The 25,775-nt window shown below is 61.3% G+C and carries 29 protein-coding genes and 2 pseudogenes; 14 read left to right on the top strand and 17 right to left on the bottom strand.

Annotated elements, in window-relative coordinates:
* The first annotated feature begins 9 nt into the window (after positions 1 to 9).
* Positions 10 to 1,662: a choline dehydrogenase gene (betA, locus tag RLEG4DRAFT_RS22885; RefSeq protein WP_003580331.1), complete on the top strand. Its 1,653-nt coding sequence runs from the start codon at positions 10 to 12 to the stop codon at positions 1,660 to 1,662.
* Here the strand turns inward: betA and RLEG4DRAFT_RS22890 are convergent, their stop codons facing one another.
* From RLEG4DRAFT_RS22890 to RLEG4DRAFT_RS22905, 4 genes are all read right to left on the bottom strand, one after another.
* Positions 1,663 to 1,962 carry a type II toxin-antitoxin system RelE/ParE family toxin gene (locus tag RLEG4DRAFT_RS22890; RefSeq protein ID WP_003580333.1) on the bottom strand — a complete coding sequence of 100 codons (300 nt, stop codon included), beginning with the start codon at positions 1,960 to 1,962 and terminating at the stop codon, positions 1,663 to 1,665.
* Entirely contained in the window at positions 1,959 to 2,240 is a 282-nt protein-coding gene (locus tag RLEG4DRAFT_RS22895) for a YlcI/YnfO family protein (RefSeq protein ID WP_003580335.1), read from the bottom strand. The genes RLEG4DRAFT_RS22890 and RLEG4DRAFT_RS22895 overlap by 4 nt, the downstream gene beginning before the upstream one ends.
* 116 nt (positions 2,241 to 2,356) lie before the next feature.
* Positions 2,357 to 2,830: a DUF6644 family protein gene (locus RLEG4DRAFT_RS22900; protein WP_003580338.1), complete on the bottom strand. Its 474-nt coding sequence runs from the start codon at positions 2,828 to 2,830 to the stop codon at positions 2,357 to 2,359.
* 17 nt (positions 2,831 to 2,847) lie between these two features.
* Complete coding sequence (locus RLEG4DRAFT_RS22905; RefSeq protein WP_003580340.1) at positions 2,848 to 3,234, bottom strand: DUF6152 family protein; 387 nt, start codon at positions 3,232 to 3,234, stop codon at positions 2,848 to 2,850.
* Between the two features lie 139 nt (positions 3,235 to 3,373).
* On the opposite strand from RLEG4DRAFT_RS22905, the gene RLEG4DRAFT_RS22910 reads away from it, so the two are divergent.
* Entirely contained in the window at positions 3,374 to 4,717 is a 1,344-nt protein-coding gene (locus tag RLEG4DRAFT_RS22910; protein ID WP_037094729.1) for a chloride channel protein, read from the top strand.
* Between the two features lie 69 nt (positions 4,718 to 4,786).
* Here the strand turns inward: RLEG4DRAFT_RS22910 and RLEG4DRAFT_RS22915 are convergent, their stop codons facing one another.
* The 3 genes from RLEG4DRAFT_RS22915 to RLEG4DRAFT_RS22925 form a co-directional block, all read right to left on the bottom strand.
* Positions 4,787 to 5,155, bottom strand: coding sequence for a type II toxin-antitoxin system MqsA family antitoxin (locus tag RLEG4DRAFT_RS22915; RefSeq protein ID WP_245277973.1), 369 nt, complete (start codon positions 5,153 to 5,155; stop codon positions 4,787 to 4,789).
* Between the two features lie 7 nt (positions 5,156 to 5,162).
* Positions 5,163 to 5,498, bottom strand: coding sequence for a type II toxin-antitoxin system MqsR family toxin (locus tag RLEG4DRAFT_RS22920; protein WP_003580346.1), 336 nt, complete (start codon positions 5,496 to 5,498; stop codon positions 5,163 to 5,165).
* Between the two features lie 126 nt (positions 5,499 to 5,624).
* Complete coding sequence (locus RLEG4DRAFT_RS22925; protein WP_003580348.1) at positions 5,625 to 6,071, bottom strand: RrF2 family transcriptional regulator; 447 nt, start codon at positions 6,069 to 6,071, stop codon at positions 5,625 to 5,627.
* A 419-nt stretch (positions 6,072 to 6,490) separates the two neighbouring features.
* On the opposite strand from RLEG4DRAFT_RS22925, the gene RLEG4DRAFT_RS22930 reads away from it, so the two are divergent.
* From RLEG4DRAFT_RS22930 to RLEG4DRAFT_RS22945, 4 genes are all read left to right on the top strand, one after another.
* A complete protein-coding gene (locus tag RLEG4DRAFT_RS22930) occupies positions 6,491 to 7,249 on the top strand; it encodes a phosphoadenylyl-sulfate reductase (protein ID WP_003580350.1) in 759 nt (252 codons plus the stop codon).
* A 114-nt stretch (positions 7,250 to 7,363) separates the two neighbouring features.
* Positions 7,364 to 8,317 (top strand): sulfate adenylyltransferase subunit CysD, encoded by a 954-nt coding sequence (gene cysD, locus RLEG4DRAFT_RS22935; protein ID WP_003580352.1) that lies wholly within the window; start codon positions 7,364 to 7,366, stop codon positions 8,315 to 8,317.
* Position 8,318: 1 nt separating this feature from the next.
* Positions 8,319 to 9,815, top strand: a complete 1,497-nt coding sequence (gene cysN / locus RLEG4DRAFT_RS22940) for a sulfate adenylyltransferase subunit CysN (RefSeq protein WP_003580353.1) — start codon at positions 8,319 to 8,321, stop codon at positions 9,813 to 9,815.
* A gap of 393 nt (positions 9,816 to 10,208) precedes the next feature.
* A complete protein-coding gene (locus RLEG4DRAFT_RS22945) occupies positions 10,209 to 11,162 on the top strand; it encodes an NmrA/HSCARG family protein (RefSeq protein WP_003580354.1) in 954 nt (317 codons plus the stop codon).
* Positions 11,163 to 11,219: 57 nt separating this feature from the next.
* Here RLEG4DRAFT_RS22945 and RLEG4DRAFT_RS22950 read toward each other — a convergent pair whose 3' ends face one another.
* Complete coding sequence (locus RLEG4DRAFT_RS22950) at positions 11,220 to 12,140, bottom strand: LysR family transcriptional regulator (RefSeq protein WP_003580355.1); 921 nt, start codon at positions 12,138 to 12,140, stop codon at positions 11,220 to 11,222.
* Between the two features lie 111 nt (positions 12,141 to 12,251).
* Positions 12,252 to 13,289: a LacI family DNA-binding transcriptional regulator gene (locus tag RLEG4DRAFT_RS22955; RefSeq protein WP_003580356.1), complete on the bottom strand. Its 1,038-nt coding sequence runs from the start codon at positions 13,287 to 13,289 to the stop codon at positions 12,252 to 12,254.
* Between the two features lie 409 nt (positions 13,290 to 13,698).
* Here RLEG4DRAFT_RS22955 and RLEG4DRAFT_RS22960 point away from each other — a divergent pair, with 409 nt between their 5' ends.
* The 6 genes from RLEG4DRAFT_RS22960 to RLEG4DRAFT_RS22980 all read left to right on the top strand — a co-directional run bounded on the left by RLEG4DRAFT_RS22960 (position 13,699) and on the right by RLEG4DRAFT_RS22980 (position 17,525).
* Positions 13,699 to 15,204, top strand: coding sequence for a DegQ family serine endoprotease (locus tag RLEG4DRAFT_RS22960; RefSeq protein WP_037094734.1), 1,506 nt, complete (start codon positions 13,699 to 13,701; stop codon positions 15,202 to 15,204).
* 416 nt (positions 15,205 to 15,620) lie between these two features.
* Complete coding sequence (locus RLEG4DRAFT_RS22965; protein ID WP_003580358.1) at positions 15,621 to 15,884, top strand: DUF1488 domain-containing protein; 264 nt, start codon at positions 15,621 to 15,623, stop codon at positions 15,882 to 15,884.
* Between the two features lie 68 nt (positions 15,885 to 15,952).
* Positions 15,953 to 16,273: a hypothetical protein gene (locus RLEG4DRAFT_RS22970; protein WP_003580359.1), complete on the top strand. Its 321-nt coding sequence runs from the start codon at positions 15,953 to 15,955 to the stop codon at positions 16,271 to 16,273.
* A 288-nt stretch (positions 16,274 to 16,561) separates the two neighbouring features.
* Complete coding sequence (locus RLEG4DRAFT_RS22975; RefSeq protein ID WP_003580360.1) at positions 16,562 to 16,798, top strand: hypothetical protein; 237 nt, start codon at positions 16,562 to 16,564, stop codon at positions 16,796 to 16,798.
* A 153-nt stretch (positions 16,799 to 16,951) separates the two neighbouring features.
* Positions 16,952 to 17,119: a hypothetical protein gene (locus tag RLEG4DRAFT_RS39085; protein WP_003580361.1), complete on the top strand. Its 168-nt coding sequence runs from the start codon at positions 16,952 to 16,954 to the stop codon at positions 17,117 to 17,119.
* 199 nt (positions 17,120 to 17,318) lie between these two features.
* A complete protein-coding gene (locus RLEG4DRAFT_RS22980; protein WP_003580362.1) occupies positions 17,319 to 17,525 on the top strand; it encodes a hypothetical protein in 207 nt (68 codons plus the stop codon).
* 612 nt (positions 17,526 to 18,137) lie between these two features.
* Here the strand turns inward: RLEG4DRAFT_RS22980 and RLEG4DRAFT_RS22985 are convergent.
* The 8 genes and pseudogenes from RLEG4DRAFT_RS22985 to RLEG4DRAFT_RS23020 all read right to left on the bottom strand — a co-directional run bounded on the left by RLEG4DRAFT_RS22985 (position 18,138) and on the right by RLEG4DRAFT_RS23020 (position 24,600).
* A complete protein-coding gene (locus tag RLEG4DRAFT_RS22985) occupies positions 18,138 to 18,323 on the bottom strand; it encodes a hypothetical protein (RefSeq protein ID WP_003580363.1) in 186 nt (61 codons plus the stop codon).
* Between the two features lie 404 nt (positions 18,324 to 18,727).
* Entirely contained in the window at positions 18,728 to 19,078 is a 351-nt protein-coding gene (locus RLEG4DRAFT_RS22990) for a DUF1515 family protein (RefSeq protein ID WP_003580366.1), read from the bottom strand.
* A 458-nt stretch (positions 19,079 to 19,536) separates the two neighbouring features.
* Positions 19,537 to 19,848 (bottom strand): annotated as a pseudogene (locus tag RLEG4DRAFT_RS39090) (hypothetical protein); the annotation flags it as partial.
* A 36-nt stretch (positions 19,849 to 19,884) separates the two neighbouring features.
* Positions 19,885 to 20,196, bottom strand: coding sequence for a hypothetical protein (locus RLEG4DRAFT_RS23000; protein ID WP_003580369.1), 312 nt, complete (start codon positions 20,194 to 20,196; stop codon positions 19,885 to 19,887).
* A gap of 17 nt (positions 20,197 to 20,213) precedes the next feature.
* Positions 20,214 to 22,338 (bottom strand): annotated as a pseudogene (locus RLEG4DRAFT_RS23005) (hypothetical protein).
* Entirely contained in the window at positions 22,338 to 23,909 is a 1,572-nt protein-coding gene (locus RLEG4DRAFT_RS23010; RefSeq protein WP_003580373.1) for a hypothetical protein, read from the bottom strand. The pseudogene RLEG4DRAFT_RS23005 and the gene RLEG4DRAFT_RS23010 overlap by 1 nt, the downstream one beginning before the upstream one ends.
* The gene (locus RLEG4DRAFT_RS23015; RefSeq protein ID WP_003580376.1) at positions 23,875 to 24,345 is read right to left on the bottom strand and encodes a hypothetical protein; all 471 of its coding nucleotides are present in this window, start codon (positions 24,343 to 24,345) and stop codon (positions 23,875 to 23,877) included. The genes RLEG4DRAFT_RS23010 and RLEG4DRAFT_RS23015 overlap by 35 nt, the downstream gene beginning before the upstream one ends.
* 18 nt (positions 24,346 to 24,363) lie before the next feature.
* Entirely contained in the window at positions 24,364 to 24,600 is a 237-nt protein-coding gene (locus RLEG4DRAFT_RS23020; RefSeq protein WP_003580379.1) for a spike base protein, RCAP_Rcc01079 family, read from the bottom strand.
* Positions 24,601 to 25,075: 475 nt separating this feature from the next.
* Here RLEG4DRAFT_RS23020 and RLEG4DRAFT_RS23025 point away from each other — a divergent pair, with 475 nt between their 5' ends.
* Together RLEG4DRAFT_RS23025 and RLEG4DRAFT_RS23030 are read left to right on the top strand one after the other, a co-directional pair.
* Positions 25,076 to 25,324 carry a BrnT family toxin gene (locus RLEG4DRAFT_RS23025; RefSeq protein ID WP_037094042.1) on the top strand — a complete coding sequence of 83 codons (249 nt, stop codon included), beginning with the start codon at positions 25,076 to 25,078 and terminating at the stop codon, positions 25,322 to 25,324.
* Entirely contained in the window at positions 25,321 to 25,644 is a 324-nt protein-coding gene (locus RLEG4DRAFT_RS23030) for a BrnA antitoxin family protein (RefSeq protein ID WP_003580383.1), read from the top strand. The genes RLEG4DRAFT_RS23025 and RLEG4DRAFT_RS23030 overlap by 4 nt, the downstream gene beginning before the upstream one ends.
* Positions 25,645 to 25,775: the final 131 nt, after the last annotated feature.

The following is a 25,775-nucleotide window of genomic DNA, read 5'->3' on the forward strand; positions in this document are numbered from 1 at the left end:
GGGAACGTCATGCAACAAGCAGATTTCGTCATCATCGGCTCCGGCTCCGCCGGTTCCGCCCTCGCCTATCGCCTTTCCGAGGACGGCAAGAACAGCGTTCTTGTCATCGAGGCGGGCGGCAGCGATTTCGGGCCGTTCATCCAGATGCCGGCAGCGCTTGCCTGGCCGATGAGCATGAAGCGTTATAATTGGGGTTATCTGTCCGAGCCGGAGCCGAACCTCAACAACCGGCGCGTCACCGCGCCGCGCGGCAAGGTAATCGGTGGCTCCTCCTCGATCAACGGCATGGTCTATGTGCGCGGCCATGCCGAGGATTTCAATCGCTGGGAGGAGCTCGGCGCCAGCGGCTGGGCCTATGCCGATGTGCTTCCCTATTTCAAGCGGATGGAGCATTCGCATGGCGGCGAGGACGGCTGGCGCGGCACCGACGGGCCGCTGCACGTGCAGCGCGGCGGTTTCACCAACCCGCTGTTCCGTGCCTTCATCGAGGCCGGCAAACAGGCGGGCTTCGAGACGACCGAGGATTATAACGGCAGCAAGCAGGAAGGCTTCGGGCTGATGGAGCAGACCATCTTTTCCGGCCGCCGCTGGTCTGCGGCCAACGCCTATCTGAAGCCGGCGCTGAAGCGGAAAAATGTCGGGATCGTCTACGGTTTCGCCCGCAAGATCGTGATCGAGGACGGACGTGCCACCGGCGTCGAGATCGAACGCAACGGCAAGATAGAGGTGGTCAAGGCCAACCGCGAAGTGATCGTCTCGGCCTCCTCGTTCAATTCGCCGAAGCTCTTGATGCTGTCCGGCATCGGCCCCGCGGAGCATCTTAAGGAGATGGGAATTGCGGTGAAGGCAGACCGGCCGGGTGTCGGCGCCAATCTGCAGGACCATATGGAATTCTATTTCCAGCAGGTGAGCACCAAGCCGGTGTCGCTCTATTCCTGGCTGCCATGGTTCTGGCAGGGGGTGGCGGGCGCGCAATGGCTGCTTTCCAAGGGCGGGCTCGGCGCCTCCAACCAGTTCGAGGCTTGCGCCTTCCTGCGCTCGGCTCCCGGGCTGAAACAGCCCGATATCCAGTATCACTTCCTGCCGGTGGCAATCAGCTATGACGGCAAGGCGGCGGCCAAAAGCCACGGCTTCCAGGTGCATGTCGGCTACAATCTGTCGAAATCGCGCGGCAGCGTGACGCTGCGCTCGGATGACCCCAAGGCCGAGCCGGTGCTGCGCTTCAACTATATGAGCCATGCCGAGGACTGGGAGAAATTCCGCCATTGCGTGCGGCTGACCCGCGAGCTCTTCGGTCAGAGCGCCTTCGACGACTATCGCGGCGCCGAGATCCAGCCCGGTGAAGGCGTGCAAAGCGACGATGAGATCGACGCCTTCCTGCGCGAACACCTGGAAAGCGCCTATCACCCCTGCGGCACCTGCAAGATGGGCGCCAAGGACGATCCGATGGCGGTGGTCGATCCGCAAACCCGGGTGATCGGCGTCGACGGTCTTCGCGTCGCCGACAGCTCGATCTTCCCGCACGTCACCTACGGCAACCTGAACGGCCCCTCGATCATGACCGGCGAGAAGGCCGCCGACCATATCCTCGGCAAACAGCCGCTGGCGCGCTCGAACCAGGAGCCATGGGTCAATCCGCGGGCGGCGGTCAGCGATCGATAGTCAGTGGTAATCTTCCTCGCGCTGGTGACGGACGGCGAGGACAACCACACTCGTTTCGTTGACCACTTTGAAAAGAATGACATATCCGGCTGAACCGAATGGTACGACGAGCTCGCGCAGCAATGGATCATCCGCAGATGCGCGTCTGGCGATAAGCGGGAAATCCTCGAGTATCGTCAAAGCTTTTTGGATAGCGTTGAGGGCACGTTCGGCCAAATCCGGATTATATTCGATGAGAAAATCGGCAAGCCGGTCCAGATCTTCATAGAAGGTTTGGGTGTACTTCAGCTCGAAGGTCATTTCTGCTGTGCGGCTTTACGCGCTTTCGCCTTTTCAAGCTTTTTGCGCATCAACTCCTGAATATCGTCCGTTGTGTAAAACACACCAGTCCGCTGCGCTTCCGCCAAGCCGGCCAGCCCCCGCGCGATGAACTCCGCCTGGGTCCTTCTATAATCGATCTGGCGGCGAAGAGAGTCCTCCATCAGCGACGACAAGCTCTCGCCTTCTTTTAGAACGCTTTCGGCGGCGGCGCGCAATTCAGGATCCACGCGCAGAGACGGGAGCGATGCCGTTTTCATGACTTCCTCATGCGTTGCATTTACGATGCAATATGACGGATCAGCGTGTCATATTCAACTCCCGTCCACTGCCACCACCATACGTGCCTGGGCTGACAAAGTCGGGAGCGATCGCATCAGAGAAATCCGATCCAGCGCCCCGCCACAAGTGCGGCGATCCATGTCGCCGCCGACAGAGCCGCCGCAACTCTGATCGCAGGGCGTGGAATGCCGACCGTGGTTACCGTTCGCCACCCCTGACCAGCGTGCACCACCAGCACGTTGAGTAATCCAAAGGTGATCAGGCAAAGCTTGGCGAGGAAGGCCGGGTTGGCGGCATATTCGACCGGCCGGACGCTGAAGAGCCAGAAACCGGTAACAATAGCCGCGGCAAGGCCGAGGCCGGCGGAGCGGGAGAGAAACGGCGCGACGATGTCGACCGGCACCTTGCGGAAGAAGCCGGCGAGCCTCAGATCGAGCGGCAGAATGGCGCCGACGAGAAGGCCGATCGCCAGAATATGCGCGGCATTGACGAACATATAGAGCGTTCCGGAGCGCCGAAGCGCGACCGCGGGTGTGGTGGCCGACAGCCATTCGAGAATGTCGATCACAGCTCGGTTCGCCTTGGTCAGTTCGTCCGGATGCGGTCGGGATAAATATCGTAGCGCTTCTCGCCGATGGTGATGCGCACCGCTTTCATCCGCTTCTCGCTGCGATCCTGCGAACGATTTCCGAGCGCCACGACCTGATCGCCGGGCTTGGCGACGTCTTCGACGAAGCCGGAGCGTTCCGTCTGGCGCGGATTGCCGAGTTCGACGCGCCAGACGCCGTCATCGGCGGTTGCGATGTCGAGGGTCGGATGCGGCCCGCCCATCGAGATCTTCTCAATGGTGCCGCGGAGCTCGATCTGGTCCGCCTCGGCCCACGACCAGCCGTGATGGGCGGCAGCGCCTGTGGCGAAAACCGCCGAGAGCATGGCCGCAGCCAATAGCCGCTGTGCTGAAATTTTGAACATGATGTTCTCCCTACCCGAATGGGCAGGCAGGTGGAGCATGCCGGCGGGAAGAAAAGGTATTTCACCAAATCTTGAAGAAAGAGGTGGTCCCCTCCCGGCAAACCGGTTTAGGAAGAGGTCATCCCAAATGGTCCTCGGCATGCCAGTGTCCTATCGCAAGTCCAGACTTCTTCGCAGATCCCGTGTCCTGTGGGGCTCCTTTTCGCTCTGGCGTCCGCGGCTGATTTTCTGGTTCGGTGCGGTTGCGATCGGCCTCATCAGCGTCGGCTTCGCCAGGCTCGCGGATCTCGCGCAACACGCCTTTGCCGGCGTGACGGCTTCGGGAGAATGGAGTTTTCTGCTGCCGCTCGTCATCACCCCGCTCGGCTTCATGCTGTCGGCCTATCTCGCCGCGACGTTTTTCCCGAACGCCCAGGGCAGCGGCATTCCGCAGGCGATCGCCGCGCGGCATCTGCGCGATCCGGACGACCGGGCGCGCCTGCTGTCGCTGCGCCTCGTCGTCGGCAAGATCGTGCTGACCGTGCTGGGGCTCGCGAGCGGCGCATCGATCGGCCGCGAGGGCCCGACCGTGCAGGTGGGCGCCTCGATCATGCTGGCCGTCGCCCGCTTCGGCGGCATGGCGCAGGCCCGCGGGCTGATCCTCGCCGGCTCGGCGGCCGGCATCGCCGCCGCCTTCAACACGCCGCTCGCCGGTGTCGTCTTTGCGATCGAGGAAATGAGCCGGACCTATGAATCGCGCGCCAACGGCCTGGTGCTGACCGCCGTCATCCTTTCGGGCCTTGCCGCCCTCGGGCTTGCCGGCAGCTATAGCTATTTCGGCTCCACCGCGGTCGCTCCCACCTCGGTGCGCGACTGGGAACTGGTGCTCGTCTGCGGCATCGGCGGCGGCGCATTGGGGGCTGTTTTCAGCGGACTTGCGCTGCATCTCGGGCAGCATGTTCGCCGATGGGCGCATCCGCAGCCGCTGCGGCGGATGGTCATGCTGGCAACGGCCTGCGGCCTTGCCGTCGCGGTGATCGGCATCCTGTCCGATGGCACGACCTTCGGAACGGGCTACGACCAGGCGAAGGGCGCCGTCGAGGGCAATCCCCTGCCCCTGCTGTTCTTCCTGGAAAAGCTCCTTGCCGGCTTCCTGTCGATGATTTCGGGAATTCCGGGCGGCATCTTCGCGCCCTCGCTCGCCGTCGGCGCCGGCTTCGGCAGCACGGTCGGCTCCCTCTTGGGCAGCAGTATCGCCCTTGCAGCCATTCTCGGCATGGCCGGATATTTCTCCGGCGTGGTGCAGGCGCCGATGACGGCCTTCGTCATCATCCTCGAAATGACCGGCGATCACCAGGCCGTCATCCCGATCATGGCGGTATCGATGATCGGCTACATCACCTCGCGCATCCTCTCACGCGAGCCGCTCTATCACGGCCTGTCACGCGTCTTCGTCGCCGCGGCGATCAGGGCCCGGCGCGCCAGGGAAACGGTGGAAAGCTGATCAGGCCAGCAGCCGAGTGACTTCGGCGCTGTGGCGGCATCCGCAACGGTCGTCGAGACAACGGTAGACTTAGGCGCGTCTCAGTTCCTTGATATCTTCAGGGTGCCGTTCGAGCATGCGGAAAAGGTTGACCACCGCAGGCGGCGGGCTGACTTTTCCTGTCTCATATCGAGAGAATGCATTGTGCCCGCCACCTGTCAGGGCAGATGCCTCAGTCTGATTGATGCGCAGCTTCTTGCGAATGCGGCGCAAATCTTCGCCAACCATTCGCCTAGCCTCCAAGACCAGCGCATCACCAGCCTCAGCATAACGCTCCGCGCTCGGCTGGTCATACTCGATTTCACCGCATGCGCCGCAACGCAAACCCGACAAACCTTCGACATCCGCTTTCAAATCACGAAAAGTAACCTGATGGGTCTCGTTGAAGAACGACGTCATTTCCCCTTTAGCGTCGCAGCAAACACATAGCCTCGCCATTGTCATAACTCCTTGAATTGGATTCCGGCGCGCCGTCTGCCCGCAACGTCAGCTTGACATAAGCCTTTCCAGCCGGCGTATCGGCGTGATAAACGTCCTGCCAGACGGTATTGTCGTTATAAGTCGTCATCGACTTGTAGAGATGATGGCTCTTCAGCGCACAAACCGCTTTGATCATTTCCGAGCTGGTAAGTCCCATCGACCTTCCGCCGTCGAGAGCGCTTTTCGTGAATGCCGCCGCCTTTCGCTCCGCGACAACGGCAATCACCGCAGCAAGGTCATAGTGAGCCTTCCGTTTCTCCATATCTTAAATTACCCTCTGAGGGTGAAATATCAAGTCTGAATATTGCTTGGTTCAGGGGATCGCAAGCCGACGTTCGTCGTGCTCAAGCCGACGTTTCGTCGTGCTCAAGAAACCTGCTGGCGCTGATCAGGCCAGCAGCCGGGTGACTTCGGCGCTGTGGGTGGGCTGGGCGGCGTCGGCGATGGTTGTGGAGAACAGCACCTTTCGTGTAGCGTCGGCCACTTTGGCGAAGACGTGGCGGATCTGGCAGTTCTGTTCGCCGTCGCAATCGTCGCATCGGCGGTAGGCGGTGATCGACAGGCACGGGAGCGGCGCGATCGGGCCGTCGACGATGCGCAGGATCTCGCCGAAGGTGATGGTGTGGGCGGGTTTCAGCAGCAGATATCCGCCCTGCTTGCCGCGGCGGCTGACGACGATGCCGTGATGTTTCAGGTCGAGCAGGATCTGTTCGAGGAACTTCTTCGGGATCTTCTGCTGCGCGGCGATATCGGAAATCATCACCGGTTCGTCGGCATCGGCATCAGCCAGAGCCGTCAGCGCCCGCAGCGCATATTTCGCCTTTTGCGTAATCATCTCAGACCATCGACACACACAGGCGGCGCGATTCTTCGCACCGCTACGGAAGTACTTTTGCCTCTATGGCACAACCAGCATGAACGGAATTTGAATGCGCCGGAGAAAGCCTTGAGGAATAAGCGTTTTGGCCTTGTTTTTCGCCCTCGGCCAACGTCCGGTAATCTACGCCTAAACCGCGCGTTCCGCACCTTTTTCGGCATCACTTCAAATTTCGGATTGACAGGCTGCGTGTAACTCTACTATTTTTATAGACATACCAGCTGTTCGCGAGGATTTCTGTCCTCGGGCGGCTTTTTTTTGCATTGCGGCAGCTTCGGAGAGATATTTGCTCCTCCGGCCGCAGCTTTCGAAATCCCTTTTTCTGTCCGATCCAGGATCGAACTGCGATACTCCGGTCAACAAAGGACAGGATTCTCATGACTGTTATCAATAAGATTGCGGAAGAAGGGCCGATTGCTGAAGCCGAAGCGCTGAACGACAGGCTGGCGGGTCTCGACCTGGCCGGACGTCTGTCGCTGGTCGCCGGGCTTGGCGGCCGCGTGGTGTTCACCACCTCGCTCGGCATCGAGGACCAGGTGATTACCGCCGAGATCGGCACGCATCGCCTGCCGATCGATGTTGCGACGCTGCAGACCGGCCGGCTGTTTGCCGAAACGCTATCGCTGATTGCCGAGACGGAAAGCCAATACGATATTCAGATCCAGCGCTACGAGCCCGAAAAGGCCGATATCGAGGCCTATGCGGCGCAATACGGCCTCAATGGCTTTTACGAAAGCGTCGAGGCCCGGCATGCCTGTTGCGGCGTGCGCAAGCTGAAGCCGCTTGCGCGCGCACTCGAAGGTGCCACGATCTGGATCACCGGCCTGCGCCGCGGCCAATCGGCCAACCGCGCCGAGACGCCCTTTGCCGAATATGACGCCGAACGGCACCTGCTGAAGGTCAATCCGCTCGCCGATTGGGATCTCGAGGCGATCAAGGCCTTCGTCTCCGAAAACGGCGTGCCGGTCAACCCGCTGCATGCCCGCGGCTATCCCTCCATCGGCTGCGAGCCCTGCACCCGGGCGATCAAGCCCGGCGAGCCGGAACGCGCCGGCCGCTGGTGGTGGGAGCAGGACGAGACGCGCGAATGCGGCCTGCATGTCGCCGAAGAGGCAGCGGCGATCGCCGCGATATAACCAACTTCACGGCTATCCCAATTCGAAGCGCGGCCACCGCCGCAGCCTTGGGAAAGCCAACATCAAGGAATTGTTTTGCGGCCGCCGCAAACGACCGACAGTCTGGAGTAAGACATGCCCGATAGCCGTCCGGATACGGAACTCAGCAACCCGCAGAGCGCCAAGGCGCCGCTCGACCCGCATCTGAAGGCGCTGGAAAACGAATCCATCCACATTTTCCGTGAGGTTGCGGCCGAATTCGAGCGTCCCGTCATGCTCTATTCGATCGGCAAGGATTCTTCGGTGCTGCTGCATCTGGCGCGCAAGGCCTTTTATCCCGGCCGCGTGCCCTTCCCGCTGCTGCATGTGAACACCGGCTGGAAATTCCGCGAGATGATCGCCTTCCGCGATGAGACCGCCAGGAAATACGATCTCGACCTGATCGAGCATATCAATCCGCGCGGTGCGGCGGAAAACATCACGCCCTTCACCCATGGTTCGGCCGCCTTCACCGACATCATGAAGACCGAGGGCCTGCGCCAGGCGCTCGATGCCGGCCAGTTCGACGCCGCTTTCGGCGGCGCGCGCCGCGACGAGGAAGCAAGCCGCGCCAAGGAGCGCATCTATTCCTTCCGCACCCCCGATCACCGTTGGGACCCGCGTAACCAGCGGCCGGAACTGTGGAACGTCTATAATGGTATGATCCGCAAGGGTGAGAGCGTGCGCGCCTTCCCGTTGTCGAACTGGACGGAGGTCGATATCTGGCGCTATATCCAGGCCGAGGACATTCCGCTGGTGCCGCTCTATTACGCCAAGACGCGGCCTTTCGTCGAACGCGACGGCATGATGATCCTGGCCGAGGATCCGCGCCTTGAGCTGCTGCCCGGCGAAGTGCGCCAGGAAGGCATGATCCGCTTCCGCACGCTCGGCGACTTCCCGCTGACCGGCGCCATCCGTTCCCAGGCGACCACCCTCGAAGAGGTGATCGCCGAACTCGAAATTGCAACGGTGTCCGAACGCCAGGGCCGCGCTATCGATCGCGACCAGTCCGGCTCCATGGAAAAGAAGAAGCGTGAAGGATATTTCTGAGATGACCGCAGCCCAAACCGCCGTCTCGGCCGCCACCGTCGTCAGCCTGCCCGCCGCCGAGCCGCAGAAGGCCCAGCGCGACACGCGCCCGCTGCGGCTGATCACCTGCGGCAGCGTCGATGACGGCAAGTCGACCCTGATCGGCCGCCTGCTCTGGGACACCAAGGCGGTCAAGGAAGACCAGGCCGCCACGCTGCAGCGCGATTCCACCGGCAAGCAGAACGATCTCGGCCTGCCCGACTTCGCGCTCTTGCTCGACGGCCTGCAGGCCGAGCGCGAACAGGGCATCACCATCGATGTCGCCTATCGCTATTTCTCGACCGACAAGCGCTCCTTCATCGTCGCCGATACGCCCGGCCACGAGCAATATACCCGCAACATGGCGACCGGCGCCTCGACCGCCGATCTCGCCATCCTGCTGGTCGATGCGCGTTTCGGCATTCTCGAGCAGACGCGCCGTCACGCGACGATCGCCTCGCTGCTCGGGATCAAGCAGTTCGTGCTCGCCGTCAACAAGATCGACCTGACGGCCTACGACCGCGCCGGCTTCGACAAGATCACCCATGAATTCCGGGAATTTGCGCTGTCGCTCGGCGTCAAGCAGATCACCGCCATTCCGATGTCGGCGCTGAAGGGCGAAAACGTCGTCTATTCCGGCCAGACCGCCATGCCCTGGTACAGCGGCCCGACGCTGGTAGAGACGCTGGAGCTTGCCACCGTGCGCTCGTCGCAGACGGTCGGTTTCCGCCTGTCCGTCCAGCGCGTGTCACGTCCGGGCGAAAGCTTCCGCGGCTATCAGGGCACGGTTGCCGGCGGCTCGGTCAAGCCGGGCGACAGCGTGATGATCCTGCCGTCCGGCATGGTCGCCAATGTCTCCAAGATCGTCACCTTCGATCTGGTGCGCAATGCTGCAGTTGCCGGCGACGCGATCACGCTGGTGCTCGATCGCCAGGTCGATGTGGCGCGCGGCGACATGATCGTCTCGATCGACGCTCAGCCGCAGGTCGGCCTTGCCTTCGACGCGCAGATCGTCGCGCTGCAGCCGGAGGGCATCGAGCCCGGCAAGCGCTACTGGCTGAAGAGCGGCAGCCGCCGCCAGCGCGTCCAGGTGCAGCCGCTCAGCCAGCTCGAATTGAAGACCGGCACCTGGAACGCCGCCCAGCGGCTCTACATGAACGCCATCGGCAAAGTGCGCCTGGTTTTCGACGAAGCGGCGATCTTCGACCCCTATGAGCAGAACCGGCTGTCCGGCTCGTTCATCCTGATCGACCCCGAGACCAACAATACGGTCGCGGGCGGCATGGTGACCGGCAAACGCACCGAACTCGGCGGCCTGCACAACGGCGAAGGCCGCGTCATCCTCTCGCTGCCGGCCGATCTCGCCGAACAGATCATGGCCAGCGAACTCTTCGCCAGCCGCAGCCATGAGGCCGAGGTGCGCCGCATGACGGCAGCCGAAGCGGCCGACCTCTGGTCGAGCGCTGCCAGCGATATCTAAGCGGGCCGACCTGCCCCTCATCCGGCTGCCGCCACCTTCTCCCCGCTTGCGGGGCGAAGGGGATAGGCGGCAACCTCTCCGTCCCCCGCCACCCTCTCGCAGGGCACGTCCCCTCGCCCCGTTCAGCCGGCTCGTCGCGGACGGCGCGCAGCGGATGTCGGCAACGCGCTAGCCGATATCGGAGCGCGGTATGGGCTGCCTGCTTGTCTCGGCGCTGGCGGGGCACTTATCCATAAAATGGCATTATCTTATGCATTTCAGCGATCTACATCAAAAGAAGCTGTTTCGATAAGGTACCCGCTGTCAAAGCTGGGCTATCGGCACGGACCGACGGCCCTGGCTTGTAACGACGCCGCCGATCGGGCGGCGAATGACAGGGAAAAGGATGAAGCCATGTCTACAGACAGTAAGCCGCTGATCGCGGTTACCGGTGCAACCAGCAAACAGGGGCGCAGTGTCGTTGCGACACTTCTTGAGAGCCAACGTTTCCGTGTCCGCGCTTTCACCCGGAGAAAGGATTCGCCCGAAGCTCTACGTCTGGAGAAACTCGGCGCTGAAATCGCCACGGTGCCTCTCGAACTCGGCCGTCAGAAGGAACTCGTTGCTGGATTCAAGGGCGCAGATGGCGCATTTCTGATGACGCCGCCGCTCGCCCCGCCGGAGACGATCGAGGCTCCTCTCGGCCGACAACTGGCGGATGCGGCCGCGGAGGCCGGCGTCGGGCACATTGTTTTCAGCACGCTCGAGAATGTCGACAAGATCGCCGGTGGGACGAAATATGCGCCGCATTTCACCGACAAGGCGCGCGTTGCAGATTATATTCGCGGCCTGCCGATCTCTCATTCCTTCATCATGCTGGCATTCTTCTACACCAATCTTCTCGAGTATTATGCGCCGCGCATGGAAGGCGACACCCTGCTCTTGCCGATTTATCTGCCGGAAGATTTCGCAGCACCCTTTGTCGATCCGCTGACGGCGACCGGGCCTGTTGTCCTCGAAATCTTCTCGAACCCCGAGCGCTACAACGGCAAAACGCTGCCGATCGTCGGCGATATCATTTCTCCGCGGGAGATGGTCGAAACTTTTCAACGCGTGACCGGCCTCAAGGCCGAGTATCGAAATGCTTTCACCAGAGACGGCTTGCTGCACTATTTTCCGGATTTTTCCGCCAACGAATTTCTCGTTCGAGAGATTCTCGGGATGGTCGAATATGCTGTCGAGTATGGCTATTTCGGCAAGGAGCACGATCTCGAATGGAGCCGTCGCCTGAATCCCGAGACGCTCAACTGGGAGCAGTTTCTGCGGACGACGGGGTGGCGCGGCGACAAGCGGTCTTTCGGAGGTTGAACCATGTCGCGCAAAAGCGCGGCAGCGCTTTTGCGCGACATGGTTGAAAACAAACGCTTACGATTTCCGGATTCCCGGCAGTTTGGAAATCTCAGCGGCAAGAAAGTCGACGAGCAGCCGAACGCGGGCAATGGCTGCACGCTCCGGAACGATCAGCAGGCTCACCGGCACCGGCGAAGGCCGATAGTCGCCAAGCACGACCTCGAGCCGGCCGTCGTCCAGAAGATCGTGAATCAGCCAGAGATGGGTAGGGCCAATGCCGCGTCCGGCGGCAAGGGCTTCGCGCGCCGCGAGCCCGTGATCGACTCGCAGCCGACCGCTGACAGGGACCATCAGGCTGGTGCCATCGGGGGAGGAAAGAAGGAGCTGATTGCTGCCTGCGACGTTGGACATCACGACGGTTTCGTAGCGTGACAGATCGGCCGGGCGCTCCGGCCGCCCGATGGCGGACAAATAAGCCGGAGCGCCGACCAGCAGCCGCTGGCTCTCTCCGAGCGCATGAAGTTTCATTGTGCTGTCGGCGAGAGGTCCAAGACGGAGCGCCACGTCAACGCCTTCGCGCACCAGGTCGATACGCTCGTCCGTCAGGTTGAGGTCGACGCGGATGTCCGGATGCCTGTCCTGAAAGTCGAAGATCATCCGCGTGACATGCATGACGCCAAGCGCTGCCGTACAGGAAAGGCGAACTGCGCCGGCGGGGGCCTGACGCGCATCTCTGGCTTCTTCAGCAGCCTGTTCGACCAGGCGCAATATCTGAAGGCAGTTGGTATAATAGCGACTGCCTTCCTCGGTTAAGGTGACGCGTCGTGTGGTGCGGCTGAGAAGCGGCACGCCGACAGCCTCCTCAAGTTCGGTGAGGTGCCGCGTCACGGTGGATTGGCCGACACCCAGCTCCCTTGCGACCATCGACAGGTTGCCGCGCTCGGCGACGCGAACAAAGGTGCGCATTCTGTCAAATGACAGGCCCGCCTTATCCATTTTTCAGCACAGTGGTTGTCATCCGGTCCTTATACGGAATAATCCTGACTGCGCCCAGTGCAGGCCTCCGCAAGGCTCGGCTCCACGTCTATTGTCGTGGCACGCACCAAATTACCGCGTCGAACCGCGCGCAATAATGGTAAAGCCCAAGTCGGCCTTGTCGTCATCAGGCGGCTCGTCGCGGACGGCGCGCAGCAGCATGTCGGCGACGCGGTAGCCGATCTCGTAGCGCGGAATGTGCACCGTCGTCAGCGACGGCTCGGTGAAGGCCGAGAATTCCAGATCGTTAAAGCCGCAGATGCCGACATCCTGCGGCACGCGGACGCCGCGCTCCTTGCATTCGATCAGCACGCCGAGCGCCATCTCGTCGCTCTGGGCAAAGACGGCATCGAGATCGGGTACGCGCTGCAACAGGAGCGAAAACAGCTCCCTGCCGAGGCCGGTGCGGCTTGCCGCATCGCCGCCGATGATGAGATCGGGGTTGAAACACCCGGCTTCCCGCATCGCCGCCTCATAGCCTTCGATGCGGCGGCGCGAGCGGACATCGGCGCCGCGGCCCATGAAAGCGATCTTCCTATAGCCCCTCGACAACAGGAAACGGGTGGGTTCGGCGCCAGCCGTATAATGATCGAGGCCGACGACCAGCGTTTGCGGCTCCTGGCTGAGATCGGCAACATGGGCGATGGGACAGGCCGCACCTTCGATCAGCGGCAAAAGATTATGATAGGATTCGGCGCCGGCGATGATGACGCCCGCCGGTTTCTGCGTCAGGAAAGATTTCAGCAGCCCCGCCTCGCCCTCGGCATGGCGCAGCGTATTCGAATATTGCAGGGTGAATTCGGTGTCGCGGAAGCGATCCTCGATCCCGATCATCAGGTCGGTGAAACCGTACTGGTGCAAGGCGGGCGTGATGACGCCGATGACGCCGTTGTGGCGGCCGGCCAGCGCCCGGGCGGCAAGATTGGGAATATAGCCCATCTCGTCGACCGTGCGCAGAATAACCTCGCGCAGATCGTCCGAAACGATCCCGGGATTGCGAAGCGCGCGCGAAATGGTGATGGGGCTGACACCCACCTTCTTCGCCACATCGGTCAATTTCACTTGCGCGCCCCGCCTGGCGGTCCGCCCCGGCCCCACTGACTTGTTCATTGTTCCTCAAATGCTGCCCGCGAGACTCACCAACCCTCGATTCGCGGCCTTTGCTTTCTGAAGAATAAATAATTTAGAGTCTACTAACGTTTTAAATTAGCAACAGAATCCACGAATAAATTGTGGGAAGAGCCGCTCGATCGTATCGCGGGAAATACGAGCGGGCGGTGTTCCAGTCATGTCTTACAAATCGGCAATATAAACATGATCAATATTTAATTTGTAAATCCACCGGCCGCGATCATATGAATCCCGAGCGCGAATTCTTGCATTCGCCCGGTCGCCACCCCACGACTGCGCTGCGATGAGATGAATTGGCGCCGAACGCCATCCGACGCCAGGTCCCAAGACATGGAACCCCGACGCCATCACACAACGCTCTCGCAAGGGACCATGCCCCATGTCACACATCCCACATATCCTCCGCAAGCATCGCGCCGCAGCCCTCATCGGGGCTGCCATCATCGCCGGCGCGGCATGCCTGCCCTTCACCATCGACGCCTCGAACGCCTCTGCCGCACCGGCCGATGCCGGCGGCGTTCTCGCAGCCAGCGGCTCCTTCGCCTCGATCGTCGATGCCGACAAGCCTGCCGTCGTCACCATCACCACCACGATGAAGGCGACCGATGTCAGCGCGGACCAACAGGATTCGCCGATGGACGAGCAGTTCCGCCAGTTCTTCGAGGATCAGGGGATCCCGCTGCCGCGCCAGGCGCCGAAAAGCCGGCCTTCGCAGCAGGCCATGGCGCTGGGTTCCGGCTTCATCATCAGCCCGGACGGCGTCATCGTCACCAACAACCATGTCATCGACAAGGCCGTCGACATCAAGGTGACGCTCGATGACGGCACGGAACTGCCGGCCAAGCTGCTCGGCACCGACCCGAAATCCGATGTCGCCGTCTTAAAGATCGAGGCGCCCAAGCCGCTGCAGACCATTGCCTGGGGTGATTCCGATAAATTGAAGCTCGGCGACCAGATCCTGGCGATCGGCAATCCCTTCGGCATCGGCACCACGGTGACGGCGGGCATCGTCTCGGCGCGCGGCCGCGACCTGCACAGCGGGCCCTATGACGATTTCATCCAGATCGACGCGCCGATCAACCATGGTAACTCAGGCGGGCCGCTGGTCGACCGCAGCGGCAATGTCGTCGGCATCAACACCGCGATCTATTCGCCGAACGGCGGCAGTGTCGGCGTCGGCTTCGCCATTCCGTCCGACGAGGCGAAGGATATCGTCGCCAAGCTGCAGAAGGACGGCTCGATCGATCACGGCTATCTCGGCGTACAGATCCAGCCGGTGACGAAAGACGTCGCCGATGCCGTCGGCCTCGACAAGTCAGGCGGCGCACTGGTTGCCGCCGTCACCGCCGATACGCCGGCGGCCCATGCCGGCGTGAAGCCGGGCGATATCATCACGTCGGTCGGCGGCGAGACCGTCAAGACGCCGAAGGACCTGTCGCGGCTGGTCGCCGATCTTTCGCCGGGCGCCAAAAAATCCCTTGGCATCTGGCGCGAAGGCAAGGTGATCGATCTCAATGTCACCGTCGGCGGCAATGAGGACGGCCAGAAACAAGCCGCCGCCGAAAGCCCGGACAACAAGGGCTGGAGCAGCGGTCAGCCGAGCCTCGGCCTCGGCCTTGCCGAGCTGACGCCCGACATGCGCCAGCAGCTCGACCTGCCACGCTCGGTCAGCGGCGCGGTGGTCGCCAGCGTCGATCCCGACAAGTCGGCCGCGGCCGCCGGCATTCAGGCGGGCGATGTCATCGTCTCGGTCAACGATCGGCCGGTCCACAACAGCCGCGACGCCAAGACGGCGATTGCCGAGGCCGGTAAATCAGGCCGCAAGTCGGTGCTGCTGCTCGTCGAACGCGACGGTAGTAAAACCTTCGTCGCAGTGCCCTTTACCGCGGCCTGAACGGCCGCGCCTGGTAACAAAACCTTCGTCGCAGTGCCCTTTGCCGCGGCCTGACGATCGCCTGAACTCGCCGCAGAACGAAAAGCCTGCTTGAAGCGGGCTTTTCGCTTAAAACCGCCGGTGTGGCCGCTGCGGTTTATCGCATCGGATTGGCGACGCCCTTTTCCCCCTCACCGCACTTCCTCGCCGGCCGCCATTGATAACGCCGCGGCGGGACCCATTTTTAGAGGCAGGAGATACGCATCATGCGGTTCAACGGTGAAGCGACCGCCAAAGAGCCATCGGCACTGAGTGAAAGCGGGCTCCCATAGATCACCGGAGAGACGGATCGCCCATCTGCCGCACGGTTTGCGCCTGGCCGATGGGCCTGCGCCGGGGTTTCGCAGATGGCAGGCGCTCACCAAAGGATCAGCAAAATGGCACTTACCTTTCCCAACAGAAGCCGCAGTTTCGACGAGGCGAGAAAAGGTGTCCGCTTTATCGGTTATGATGGTATGTTCGAGGTTCGATTTCTGGTCGAAGAAGCAGCACTTGGCAGTGCGATCAAGCAGGGTTCTTCCGAGGCCGCATACCTCAATGCCTTCGATGCCGCGCGTTCTTCGATTCAGGAGGCCGCATCGAGAGCTTATCAGCATCGGCGCGGTAACAACTTGACGCTCAAGGCCGAAGACTTTCGCTGATCGCTGGAATGCGGCGAGCAGAGACGGCCATCGTCCTGCTGCTGCCGGATGAGACAGGGGGAAAGCATATGGGTTCCACACGATACCGCCCGAAAGACCTGAAGCTCGCCCGTTGCCATATCGTCGAGGCCGCGCACCGCATTACCCATCAGGAAATGATCATCAGGACACTCGAGCTCAAAGGCAGCCCGGCAGGACCGGCCTACGCGCTACTGGACAGGCTCTACGACAATCAAAGAAGGAAACTCGACCGCCTGAAGCTGATCGAAGCGATGCTCAGCGAAACCATTGTGTTCACCGGCCTCCAGCCCCGCCATCCCTGCGGCAAGACCACCACGCATCTGCGCCTCGTTGCGGTAAACGGCGGGAACCCGGATCGCTTGCCTTAATCTGGAAAGCGAACTCCAAGCCGGCGCGACGATATTTCGGTCTCGCCGATTGGCATGGTATCGGCGAGGCAAGTGGTCTAAGGTGCAGGCTTCTGACTTGCCGCGCCGTATTCCTCGATTTGCAGGGCGGCGTCGCTGCACCATATATGGAACTCCAGATAGACACGGCTAAGCGCTGTCCGATACCAGCCTTCCCATAGGGGCGCGGATTGCTTGATGCATTTTACCAACGCGGCTGCCGAACCGGCATTGCGCGTTTAATGGGACGCGACACCCAAAGGGATTATAATGAACCAGGCACCTCAGAATGAAGCGCTTTTCAACATCACCGGACACTTCGTCGGGGAGTTGAAGGCCGTTCTTCACAGCGAGAGCATCGTCGAAGGCGCCGACTACGAAAACAGCGCCTTCGACGAAAAACGAAGGGCCGAAGGACTTCACCTGTTGCGCTTCCACGAGACCGGCACCGCGGCGCAGGCAACGCAGATCTGGGAAAAACATACGACCGCCAGATCTCATCGGTAACAGGGAACGAAGCCAATTCGGGCTGACGTTGACGTGATGCGGCTCTCCTCGATGAGGATGCCGCTCGAAAACCGCTGACACATTTCGGCATCAAGCTGGCGCGTCCCGACAGGGCGCGACATTCAGCTCAACATTTCCATGAAAGGAAAAATCATGACCAATGACAAACCGAAGAAGGCCGCCGGCACCGACGGACCCTATGATGTGATCTACTTCGCCAAGAAACACCGCATTTCCAACGAGGATGCCAAGGTCATCATCGAAAAATATGGTGCCAATCGCAAAGAGGCAGACAAGGCCGGCCGCCGCATCAGCGCCTGAAGCAGGCATCTCGGCGGACGAATTAACCCTACTGGCTTACCTTAATATCAGCATGCGCTTGAATAGATCGAGCCCTATGCCATCGTATCTTCAGGAAAACATTTTGGTTCCTGAAGCAGTTCGTCCCCTGGCCGGCCTCTTAGCGGAGAGGCCGGCTTTCATGCAGAGGGACCGAGCAAGATCAAATGGAGGGTATGCGATGAACAACGTCTTGGAATTTCGTGCCGAATGCCCGCATGTCGAAACTCTTCCCGACTGCCGGGAAGCGCTTGAATCGGCCGTGATGAAGATCGTCGGTGAGGCGGTCGGCAAGGGCTATCAGCCGGCGGAAGCCGCGATGGTGATTGCCGATATCGCCGACGACTACATTCTCATGCTGTCGCGGCAGCCACGCCATCAGAGCTGATGCCGAAAAAAGTGCGCGCCGTTTTCGGACAACATCATGCTCCAGCTCGTTCATTGAGAACGGGATGATTTTAGGCCGGGTCGGCTTAAAATCATCCCGTTCACTTGGGCTTTGCCCCGCCCGCGCCCCGCGCGGGCGAGCCGCAGGTGCACACTCTGGTGCAAGCCGCCTGCATCATCGCAGGGATTAAGTGGACCGCACAGCATCTGCAGGGGTAGCAGCAGTGGTACAGGAGACGAGACCTGCTGCACGGTCCGTCGGCCACAACGCCGGTACCTGTCGGAAGTTCCAGCGGAAACGGGGCTGAAAATCACCCGCCTACGGGCACATCTGCTGGAGGAACAAGCGATAATTGTTCCTGTTATATTCCAATCGCTAGACTGGTATGACTCTCCCCCAGCGAAAATGAAATCTCCATCATATTGCCAGCAAAAACCCCGCTAGAGCGGGGCTTTCAGCGAATGAAGCGGCGTAAGCATGTTATCGTTCACCTCGGAAGCCCGCCGACGGGATTTCTGTCCCTGGTCCTGGCGGGCATTGCTCACTCCGCTCAATCTTTAAATCATCGCCGTAACGCGGCGTGAAGGGCTCGGCTTGACGCGTCGTCGCCCGCTACCGCCACCGCGGCTGGCGCGGCGAAGCGTTGGCCTGGATCTCGTGGAGCGGCGCATGGGACCCGAGAAGTTTCTTCAGCTTCTTCTCCTCGGCCGGACCGATCCCGAACTTGCGGCAATGTTCTGCAATATCATGCTCCCGCGGACCGGGAATGCGAACCTGGCGATTGTTCATGCTCTTCATGACTGTTTCCTCCTGAAAGAAGAACCAGCACGATGCGGATTTGTTCGTTAGCAAAGTCTAAAATTTAAAGGGCTCGATTCACTCAGGACGCAAATAGAGCAGCGTCGGTTCCTGATCCGAGTCGATCGGATTGCCGTACTGCTGGCGCGACCACCTGGCAGAGAAGGGTTGGCGCAGACATGGGCGCCCGGGCAGCGGAATGGCTGGTGCGACGAGCGGAATATCCTCAATACGACACTGTACCGGAACCTAACCGCTCCCTCATTCGTTATATTAGCAGGAAAGCATGGGTGTTCCTCCTGTGCGATCCGTCTTTGTCAAACTGCCCCGCCCCGGCGGGGCTTTTTTTGGCTCCCGTGCCGCGGAAGCAAATGCAATGGTCAGCTTACAGCGAGCCTTTGCCTCTATTTTCCGACAAACCACCCGGCAGCAGACGCCCCAAATTTGGTGATGATGAAGGTGAGCGCGGAGGCCCCGATCCCGACGATCCCGAGCGCGCCCAGCCCCATAAGCTTCCACCGGCGGACGTCATCCGTCACCGGCCGCATTTCCGAAATATCCTCCTGCACCGCGGAGACAGTGCCTTCGACCTTGCCAACGCGATCGACGAGCAGATCGAGCCGGCCATGCATCTGCGACCGGCTGTTGTCGGATTTGATTTCCGATTGCCGGAAAGCATCCCTGAGATTGCGGACCTCTGCGAGCAGTTCCCCCATCTGCTGATGCAGCCGGGGGTCGAAGTCAGACGTGTTCATGCTGGGTGCCTCTAGGTTACGAATTTCGTTTTTTCGGACTGGGCGATGCCAGCCACGATGCGGTCAATCATAACGGGCTGCGGGTGCACCATGGACGCAGGCGTGTTTTCCCCGATCGACGCGGCCGGGCGGACGAGCGTTCCCATGGCATCACAACCGCGCCCGTGCCTTGATATGTGATCACATTGCCGGAGATGCCGGCGATGACCTGTGTGCTGAGGCGCGCGACGCCATCGAGGCCGGAATAGAGATTGATGGTCTGCTCTGCTCGAAGGAAGCTCGCATCCGCCACGGTGATGGCGTTGTAGGTCGCAACGCCGTCCGTGCCGGCCTGGACTGTCAGCGTCGTGCTTGGCAATTCCAGCATACCGGGCCAGCAGCCGCCGCGTGAGGGCGACACCCAGGCTGAGTAAGTATCGATCGCCGCGTCGCAGCAGGACGATGTACGCGCCATGATCCGACCAGCCGGGCGGAACCCGGCTGCCGATGGCTGCGGGCTGTTCGCGGCCCTGCATCTCCGGCGTCTGCCGTGCCGCATTTGCCGCGGGCGCCTGCCCTGCCTTTGCCGCTGCTGCGGGCTGCTCCTGCCCCTTGGCGACGAAGCGGCCGTTTTCGCCGTCGCGCGGCTGGGCCGTGAGGTCGTCCGGCCCATTGCCTTCGACGGTGTCGATCGCCGCCTTCAGGCTGTCGCGGATACTCACTGGCTTGTCGTCGAACGCACCAAAATCTTCGCTGCCGTTGTCGGCCTCGTTCAGGTCTTCCATATCCATTGGGAAAGTTTCCTATTTCGGGGATTGATGCCCGGTTCAGGCGTTGTATTCGGCGTGTACCCGCCGCAATTCATTGCGGATCGCCGTTCGATCCGTCTTCGGCTTCTCGATCGGCTGCGGCTTTTCATTGCCGATTTCTTCCACGCCGGCCGCGCGGTACTCTGAACGCAACTTGGCTTTCGAGGTGTAATGCCGGCCGTCATGCATCGACTGGATATCGATGCTGTCGCTGACGAAATGCGGCGCCGGCAGATCCGACTGCGCCGGGTTTTGCGCCGGCAGGCAATACTGCGGCCATTGGTCGAGCTGGTGCCAGCCGCCGCAGACGCGGCAATAGCGTTCTCTCATGCTTTTCTCCCGCACGCTTATTGGTAGAGGGACTGCGCGGCGCGCATCCGGTCGATCGCCTGCGCCGCCATTTCGCCGCGCGCCTGCTCGATCGTGGCGCGATGCTCGATCTCAGCCTCGGCGACGCCGAGCTCGGCCTTGCGCTGTTCCGCACCCGCCTTCACCTCGGCCGTCTTCAGCTTGATCATCTCGCCGGGTGCCGGCTGCGACTCCGGTTTCGGGGCGCTGGCCGCCTGGGAAAGCTGGGCGCCCACCTGCTCCAGCGTGCTCTCCAGCTGACGGCCGGCCCTGAAGCCGCGGGCGGCAAAGAGCAGCGTCTCGACCATCACGGGCACCAGCATCGGGCTCTGCTGCGCCATCGCGCCGGCCTGCTGCATGAAGCCGCCGACCATCTGCACGAATTCCATGCGGCGCTGCTTTTCGGCATCCTCGTCGGGCTCGATCGTCGAATCCGTTTCGATATCGATCTGGAAGCCGCGAATGCTGTCGTTGCGCAGCAGCTGCACCACCTCGTCGATCGAAGGCGAGAGGATCATCTGCTGCAGCTGCGGCGGCATTTCGGGCGGCGCCATTTCGGGGGCCGGCTGGCCGATCTGCTGGGCCCGCATGGCCGCCTGCTGCGCCGCCATCTGCATCTGCTGCACCTGCATCTGCACCTGCTGCTTCTCAGCCATTGTCGGCAGCTTGATGCCGCTCACCAGCATCAGCGTTTCCGGCTGGAACTGGTCACAGATGATTTCGCCGGCAAGGCGGATGATGTCGCGGGCAAAACGCGCCAGCTCGGCCTGGCGGTCGCGGATGCGGATCGAGCCCCATTGGCTCTTGATCCGCTGCGCCGTCGCCGTCTCCGAGGCCTGGGTGTCGCCGCGGACGATGTCGGAGATGCCGGTGATCTGGTAGACATCCTCGATCAGCTGCTTGCGCGCCGCCATGCAGGCAACGATCACCTTCTGCACCTCGTCGATCGGCAGCGTCACGATCGCTTTCGAGCCGCCCTTGTCGGTGAAGGCAGCCCATTCCGGGATCGGCACCATGACCATATCGTTTTCCGGCCGCATCGCCTTTTCGATCGCCGGCGAAATCGCGCCGTCGCCGGAGGGATAGAAGATCTTCAGCCGCAGTTGATCGGTCAGCTTGTTGATGCGCTTGGTCAGCAGATCGATCTCGTCGCATTGCTGCTGGTAATAGACATAGTCGGGAACCGGGATCAGCGAGCTCGTCGACATCGTGCGATAGGCCGGGCGCGGGCACGGCCAGAAATGGTTGAGATCAAGCGGCGGCTCCGAGACTTCGAGCGCCGCCGGCGAACCGTCGGCGATCCAGACGGTATAGTTCTCGCTCTTGCACCAGATCTCCCAGATATGGGTCTTGCCTTCGTTTTCGGCCCGCTCCGCCTGGCTGGCGCCCTTTTTACCGGCAGCACCTTCTGCCGCGCGCGATGTCATCGCCTCGCGGCCGAAGCGCTTCTCCATCTCTTCGTCGGTCATCGGCACGCGCCGCGCCACCCAGGTGACGTCCTTCCAGCGGCGGGCCGGCGAATGCAGGAAATCCGACCAGTGGACATAGTCGATGCAGACACGCTCGTCGGCGATCACCTCCGGCTGAGGGCCGCCGATGGCGCCCATCTCGCCGATGACACCGCCGGGCATGCCCTCGCCAACACTTTGCCCAGCCGGCGGGCTGGAGGGTTCGACGCCCATGTCGAGCGGCTCGAAATCGGCCTCATAACGCAGCCACACGGTACCGAGGGCACAGAGCAGGAAATCGTCGCGCACCGCCCGCATGATGGAATCGATATCGGCTTCATCGCCCGTATAGGCGAGATTGCGTTCGACGACCTCCGAAGCGATGCGCGCCACCGGCTGGGCATCCTTGAAGCGGCGCTCGACCACCGGCTGCGGCACACGGGCATAGACGGCCGGCTGCATCACCGAGGTGTTGGCCCAGAGCATCGGAAAGGCGCTTGGCCGCGCTCGTCTGGTCGGACTGCTGGTCGAGATAGATCTTCTCGATCTTGACGCAGCGGTCGTGCCAGGATTTGAAATAGCGCTGGGCGCGCTCGAGTTCCTGCTGCCAACGGGCGCCGACCTTTGCCGGGTCCCACCGCTCTCCACCCTCTGACGCCGTTATCTCGTCTTCCATCAAACACGCTCGCTATGTCTAGGGGTGGAATCGGCAAATTCGTTGAATGTCATCGTCTGGAATGTCGGCAGCGGCTTACGTTCGGGCCGCAGAGGCTCGGGCGCCAGTCCGGTGAAAATGATCGCCAGACCGCCGAAAGCATCCGCACCATGCGAAGCCCAGTTGTGCAGCGGCTCGTCGCGAAAAACGCTCAGATCCTCGTCCCAGTCCTTGCGGTAGTTCCTGAGGCACTTGATGCCCTCGGTGCAGCCGGCCTGGTCGAACTCGACGCTCGCCAGGATGCGCCGCGTGGCGTTGATGCGGTCGTGCACATAGGCGCGCTCGACCTTGCGGACCGTGCCGAGGCCGCGGGCCCTCACCTCTTTCAGCATGATTTCGATGCGGGTCATGCCGCCGCGCGTCCATTCCCGCACCTTGATGTCATGCGGCATGTTGTGGACGCCGTAGACATAACCATGCTCGCCGCTGCGCCGCTCCAGCTCGTCGAGCATGCCGTCCATGCCGGTGCCGGTATGCTCGAAATAACCGATCATCCGGACCCGGCCGGGCAGCACCTGAAACAGCCAGACGCTGTTGGCATCGTCCATGCCGATGTCGGAGATGGTGTGGACCGGATAACCCTCGACATGCGGGAAAACCCCGATGCGCTCTTCGGCATCGGCCACCGCCATCTGGTCGGCGTAATAGGCACCGTCGACGCTTGCCTCGAAAGCTTCGGCAGGCGTCGAGGGATATTCACGCTTCATGTCGCCGAGCTGGGTTTCGGCCTTCTTGACGTACCAGGCCCTCTGCCGGTCCGTCAGGGTGATCCCCTGTTCGCCGAGCTGGCGGAAATATTTGACGAAAGCATCGCTGATGATGACGCCTTCGGGCGCGATCGCATATTGCGGCTCCTTCCACCACGGGAAGAAATGAAACTTGAAGTCCATTTCGGTCAGCTTTGCTGCCTGGCGCTCCTTGACCTGGGCATCCTCGCAGAGCGCGTAGAAATGCCCCTCCTGGCCTTCCGCCGTGCTTTCGACGAAGACCAGCTGGCCGGCCTGCACCGTATTCAAGGCGCCGGTCCGGACTTCCCTCGCCTTCTCCGGATATTTGGCGCACAGCTTTCCATATTCGGAGATATGCAGATATTGCAGCGTTCCCGATCTCAGCGACGTCCCGACACGAATGCTCGAATTGTTGGCAAGCAGCAATTCGGTCTGATTGCCTCTGACGACGGGCACGGCATTGCGGATACCATCCGGCAGATTGTCGTAGGGGTATTTCACCTTGTCCCGGAAGATCGTCTGCACGTCGCCGAGCGTATGGGCGATGGTGCCGGCGCGGATATCCCGGTTGAAGACGCAGGCATCGAGCATGAATATCTGGATGAAGGTCGTCAGCCCCAACTGGCGGGCTTTCAGCAGCACATTCAGATAATGCATCTGCTCGAAGAACGTCATCTGCGTCCAGTTCATCTCGAACCTGACGCGCCGGCCGGCTTTGTCGGTGATCCAATAGAGGTTGTTCAGCCGCCAGCGCCAGTCGGAAAACTGGTCAACCGCCGTTTGGAAGTCCGCGCGTCTTGCCATTGATATCATCCAGCAGCTGCGAGACTTCGCCGGTCACGCCATGTTCGAGCTCGACCTTGGCGCCGTATTTCCTAGGCTTCAACTTCTCGGCCACCCACTGACGGGTGGCGATGCGCAGCTGCGACCGCCGGATCGCCTCGCCATTCTCCTGCCAGCCGGTGGTCTCGCCGGCGGCGTTCTTCTTTTCGATCCAGTCATTGCTGCGGTCGTCGGCGATCTCGACCATCTCATCGACGAAGCCGTCGGCCAGGATCTCGCGGGCCAGCGCATAGCGCGCCCGAAACGCCGCCTTGCCGTCATCGGCAAGCCAGGAGAGCACCGTCGATTTCGCCGGCATATCCTCATCCCGGCAGATCGACCGCAGGCTTTCCCTGTCGGCAATGCGCTCGCAGATCGTCTCGGCCAGCGCCTGGGTGAACTTGGTCGGTCTGCCCATCGGGTCCGCTTCTGAAGCTCAGAACAACGCAATGATATTCGATGCCGTGGTCCCGGTCAGCGCCACGATCGCCGCATGCACCGGCAGGATTGTCCCGGCCGGCACGCTCTTGAAGATCACCGGATCCACATCCCGCTGCAGCGCAATCGCCACATCACCCGCCGTGCCGATATAGAGCGCTCGCGCGCCAACAATCGCACTATCATTCGGCGTCACCACAACCGCCCGCGAGGCCGGAGCAATCGAAGGGTCCATTGTGGTCCTCCTTGTGAGGGGTGGGCTTGCCGGCACGGCCGCATGACGCGCTGCTTAGCTAGATTTGGCAAAAGGCGCTCCCCACCCTCCTTCATCCCAGGCCTTTGAGCCTGGGATCCATGCCCGCTGCCAATGGAGGCCAACGGGTCAAGCCAGGTCAAGCCCGAGGATGACGGAGCAAGGGGTAAGCTCCGCGGCAAATCTGCGGTGGCGGTTCAGCCGCTGACCGGTTCGCAAGCGTGGCGAACAGCGCATAAGTTCGACGGGCGGCGCCGACCTTGACCGTCGACATCACCTTTGGACTCAAATTTCGCAGCTTGGATTTACGGTAGTTTTAAACGATCGGTTGGGCGATGATCAAGCGCTTTCAAGCGTAGAAATTCTCTTCGACACTGGTTCGGCAAAAAGTAGTGAAATTGCTTTTTTGTACGTACATTTATTTGCATGACGCCGCAAATTAATGTACATACAAATTATGAAAATGACCTGGGACGAAGCCAAGAGGATCGCCAATCTTCAGAAGCATGGCTTCGATTTCGACGACGTCTATCTCTTCGATTGGAGGAATGCCGTCATCACCAGCAGCCGCGACGGTCGTTTCAAGGCGATCGGCTATTATGAAGACGGAACCGCCGTCGTGATCTATGCGCTGCTCGGCAGCGAGGCCGTTTCGATCATCAGCTTTCGCCCGGCCAGCAATAAGGAAAGGAAGGTGCTTCCATGACCGCAAAATATCCAGTCAGGACGAAATTTCAGCCCGGCAATGGCTATTCGAAAGAGGACTGGGATGCCGTCGACAGCCCCGAACTGACCGACGAAGAGCTTGCATCGGCCCGCCCTGCGGCAGAAGTCCTGCCGAAAGCGTTTTTCGACCATGTCGACGAAGTGCGCCGAGGCCGAGGCCGGCCGGCGCTCGAACAGACGAAGCAGACCATCACCATCCGGCTCGATCCCGATGTGATCGACCATTATCGGTCAGGTGGAAAAGGATGGCAGAGCAGGATCAACGACGATCTGAGGAAGCTGTCCGGACTTCAGAAATGACCGCTTTCTAAGCGATCCATCGTTCGAAGGGGCGCGCCAACTTGCTTGTCGACATCACCTCTGAATTCAAATCTCGCAGCGTGGATTTACAGTAGTCATAACTGACGTGTCAGGGGGTGATCAAGGGCCCA

The sequence above is a fragment of the Rhizobium leguminosarum bv. trifolii WSM2297 genome (assembly GCF_000271845.1).

Excerpts from the sequence above, each read along its gene's own strand:
- RLEG4DRAFT_RS22895 (WP_003580335.1), bottom strand. The coding sequence starts at position 2,240 with ATGAAAACGGCATCGCTCCCGTCTCTGCGCGTGGATCCTGAATTGCGC.
- RLEG4DRAFT_RS22945 (WP_003580354.1), top strand. The coding sequence starts at position 10,209 with ATGTCTACAGACAGTAAGCCGCTGATCGCGGTTACCGGTGCAACCAGC.
- RLEG4DRAFT_RS22955 (WP_003580356.1), bottom strand. The coding sequence starts at position 13,289 with ATGAACAAGTCAGTGGGGCCGGGGCGGACCGCCAGGCGGGGCGCGCAA.
- RLEG4DRAFT_RS23030 (WP_003580383.1), top strand. The coding sequence starts at position 25,321 with ATGACCGCAAAATATCCAGTCAGGACGAAATTTCAGCCCGGCAATGGC.
- cysD (WP_003580352.1), top strand. The coding sequence starts at position 7,364 with ATGCCCGATAGCCGTCCGGATACGGAACTCAGCAACCCGCAGAGCGCC.
- cysN (WP_003580353.1), top strand. The coding sequence starts at position 8,319 with ATGACCGCAGCCCAAACCGCCGTCTCGGCCGCCACCGTCGTCAGCCTG.
- RLEG4DRAFT_RS22920 (WP_003580346.1), bottom strand. The coding sequence starts at position 5,498 with ATGGAGAAACGGAAGGCTCACTATGACCTTGCTGCGGTGATTGCCGTT.
- RLEG4DRAFT_RS23010 (WP_003580373.1), bottom strand. The coding sequence starts at position 23,909 with ATGGCAAGACGCGCGGACTTCCAAACGGCGGTTGACCAGTTTTCCGAC.
- RLEG4DRAFT_RS22980 (WP_003580362.1), top strand. The coding sequence starts at position 17,319 with ATGAACAACGTCTTGGAATTTCGTGCCGAATGCCCGCATGTCGAAACT.
- RLEG4DRAFT_RS22910 (WP_037094729.1), top strand. The coding sequence starts at position 3,374 with ATGCCAGTGTCCTATCGCAAGTCCAGACTTCTTCGCAGATCCCGTGTC.
- RLEG4DRAFT_RS22970 (WP_003580359.1), top strand. The coding sequence starts at position 15,953 with ATGGGTTCCACACGATACCGCCCGAAAGACCTGAAGCTCGCCCGTTGC.
- RLEG4DRAFT_RS23000 (WP_003580369.1), bottom strand. The coding sequence starts at position 20,196 with ATGAGAGAACGCTATTGCCGCGTCTGCGGCGGCTGGCACCAGCTCGAC.
- RLEG4DRAFT_RS22930 (WP_003580350.1), top strand. The coding sequence starts at position 6,491 with ATGACTGTTATCAATAAGATTGCGGAAGAAGGGCCGATTGCTGAAGCC.
- RLEG4DRAFT_RS22925 (WP_003580348.1), bottom strand. The coding sequence starts at position 6,071 with ATGATTACGCAAAAGGCGAAATATGCGCTGCGGGCGCTGACGGCTCTG.
- RLEG4DRAFT_RS22965 (WP_003580358.1), top strand. The coding sequence starts at position 15,621 with ATGGCACTTACCTTTCCCAACAGAAGCCGCAGTTTCGACGAGGCGAGA.
- RLEG4DRAFT_RS22905 (WP_003580340.1), bottom strand. The coding sequence starts at position 3,234 with ATGTTCAAAATTTCAGCACAGCGGCTATTGGCTGCGGCCATGCTCTCG.
- RLEG4DRAFT_RS22890 (WP_003580333.1), bottom strand. The coding sequence starts at position 1,962 with ATGACCTTCGAGCTGAAGTACACCCAAACCTTCTATGAAGATCTGGAC.
- RLEG4DRAFT_RS23025 (WP_037094042.1), top strand. The coding sequence starts at position 25,076 with ATGAAAATGACCTGGGACGAAGCCAAGAGGATCGCCAATCTTCAGAAG.
- RLEG4DRAFT_RS22985 (WP_003580363.1), bottom strand. The coding sequence starts at position 18,323 with ATGAAGAGCATGAACAATCGCCAGGTTCGCATTCCCGGTCCGCGGGAG.
- RLEG4DRAFT_RS23020 (WP_003580379.1), bottom strand. The coding sequence starts at position 24,600 with ATGGACCCTTCGATTGCTCCGGCCTCGCGGGCGGTTGTGGTGACGCCG.
- RLEG4DRAFT_RS22990 (WP_003580366.1), bottom strand. The coding sequence starts at position 19,078 with ATGAACACGTCTGACTTCGACCCCCGGCTGCATCAGCAGATGGGGGAA.
- RLEG4DRAFT_RS23015 (WP_003580376.1), bottom strand. The coding sequence starts at position 24,345 with ATGGGCAGACCGACCAAGTTCACCCAGGCGCTGGCCGAGACGATCTGC.
- RLEG4DRAFT_RS22950 (WP_003580355.1), bottom strand. The coding sequence starts at position 12,140 with ATGGATAAGGCGGGCCTGTCATTTGACAGAATGCGCACCTTTGTTCGC.
- RLEG4DRAFT_RS22915 (WP_245277973.1), bottom strand. The coding sequence starts at position 5,155 with ATGACGTCGTTCTTCAACGAGACCCATCAGGTTACTTTTCGTGATTTG.
- RLEG4DRAFT_RS22975 (WP_003580360.1), top strand. The coding sequence starts at position 16,562 with ATGAACCAGGCACCTCAGAATGAAGCGCTTTTCAACATCACCGGACAC.
- betA (WP_003580331.1), top strand. The coding sequence starts at position 10 with ATGCAACAAGCAGATTTCGTCATCATCGGCTCCGGCTCCGCCGGTTCC.
- RLEG4DRAFT_RS39085 (WP_003580361.1), top strand. The coding sequence starts at position 16,952 with ATGACCAATGACAAACCGAAGAAGGCCGCCGGCACCGACGGACCCTAT.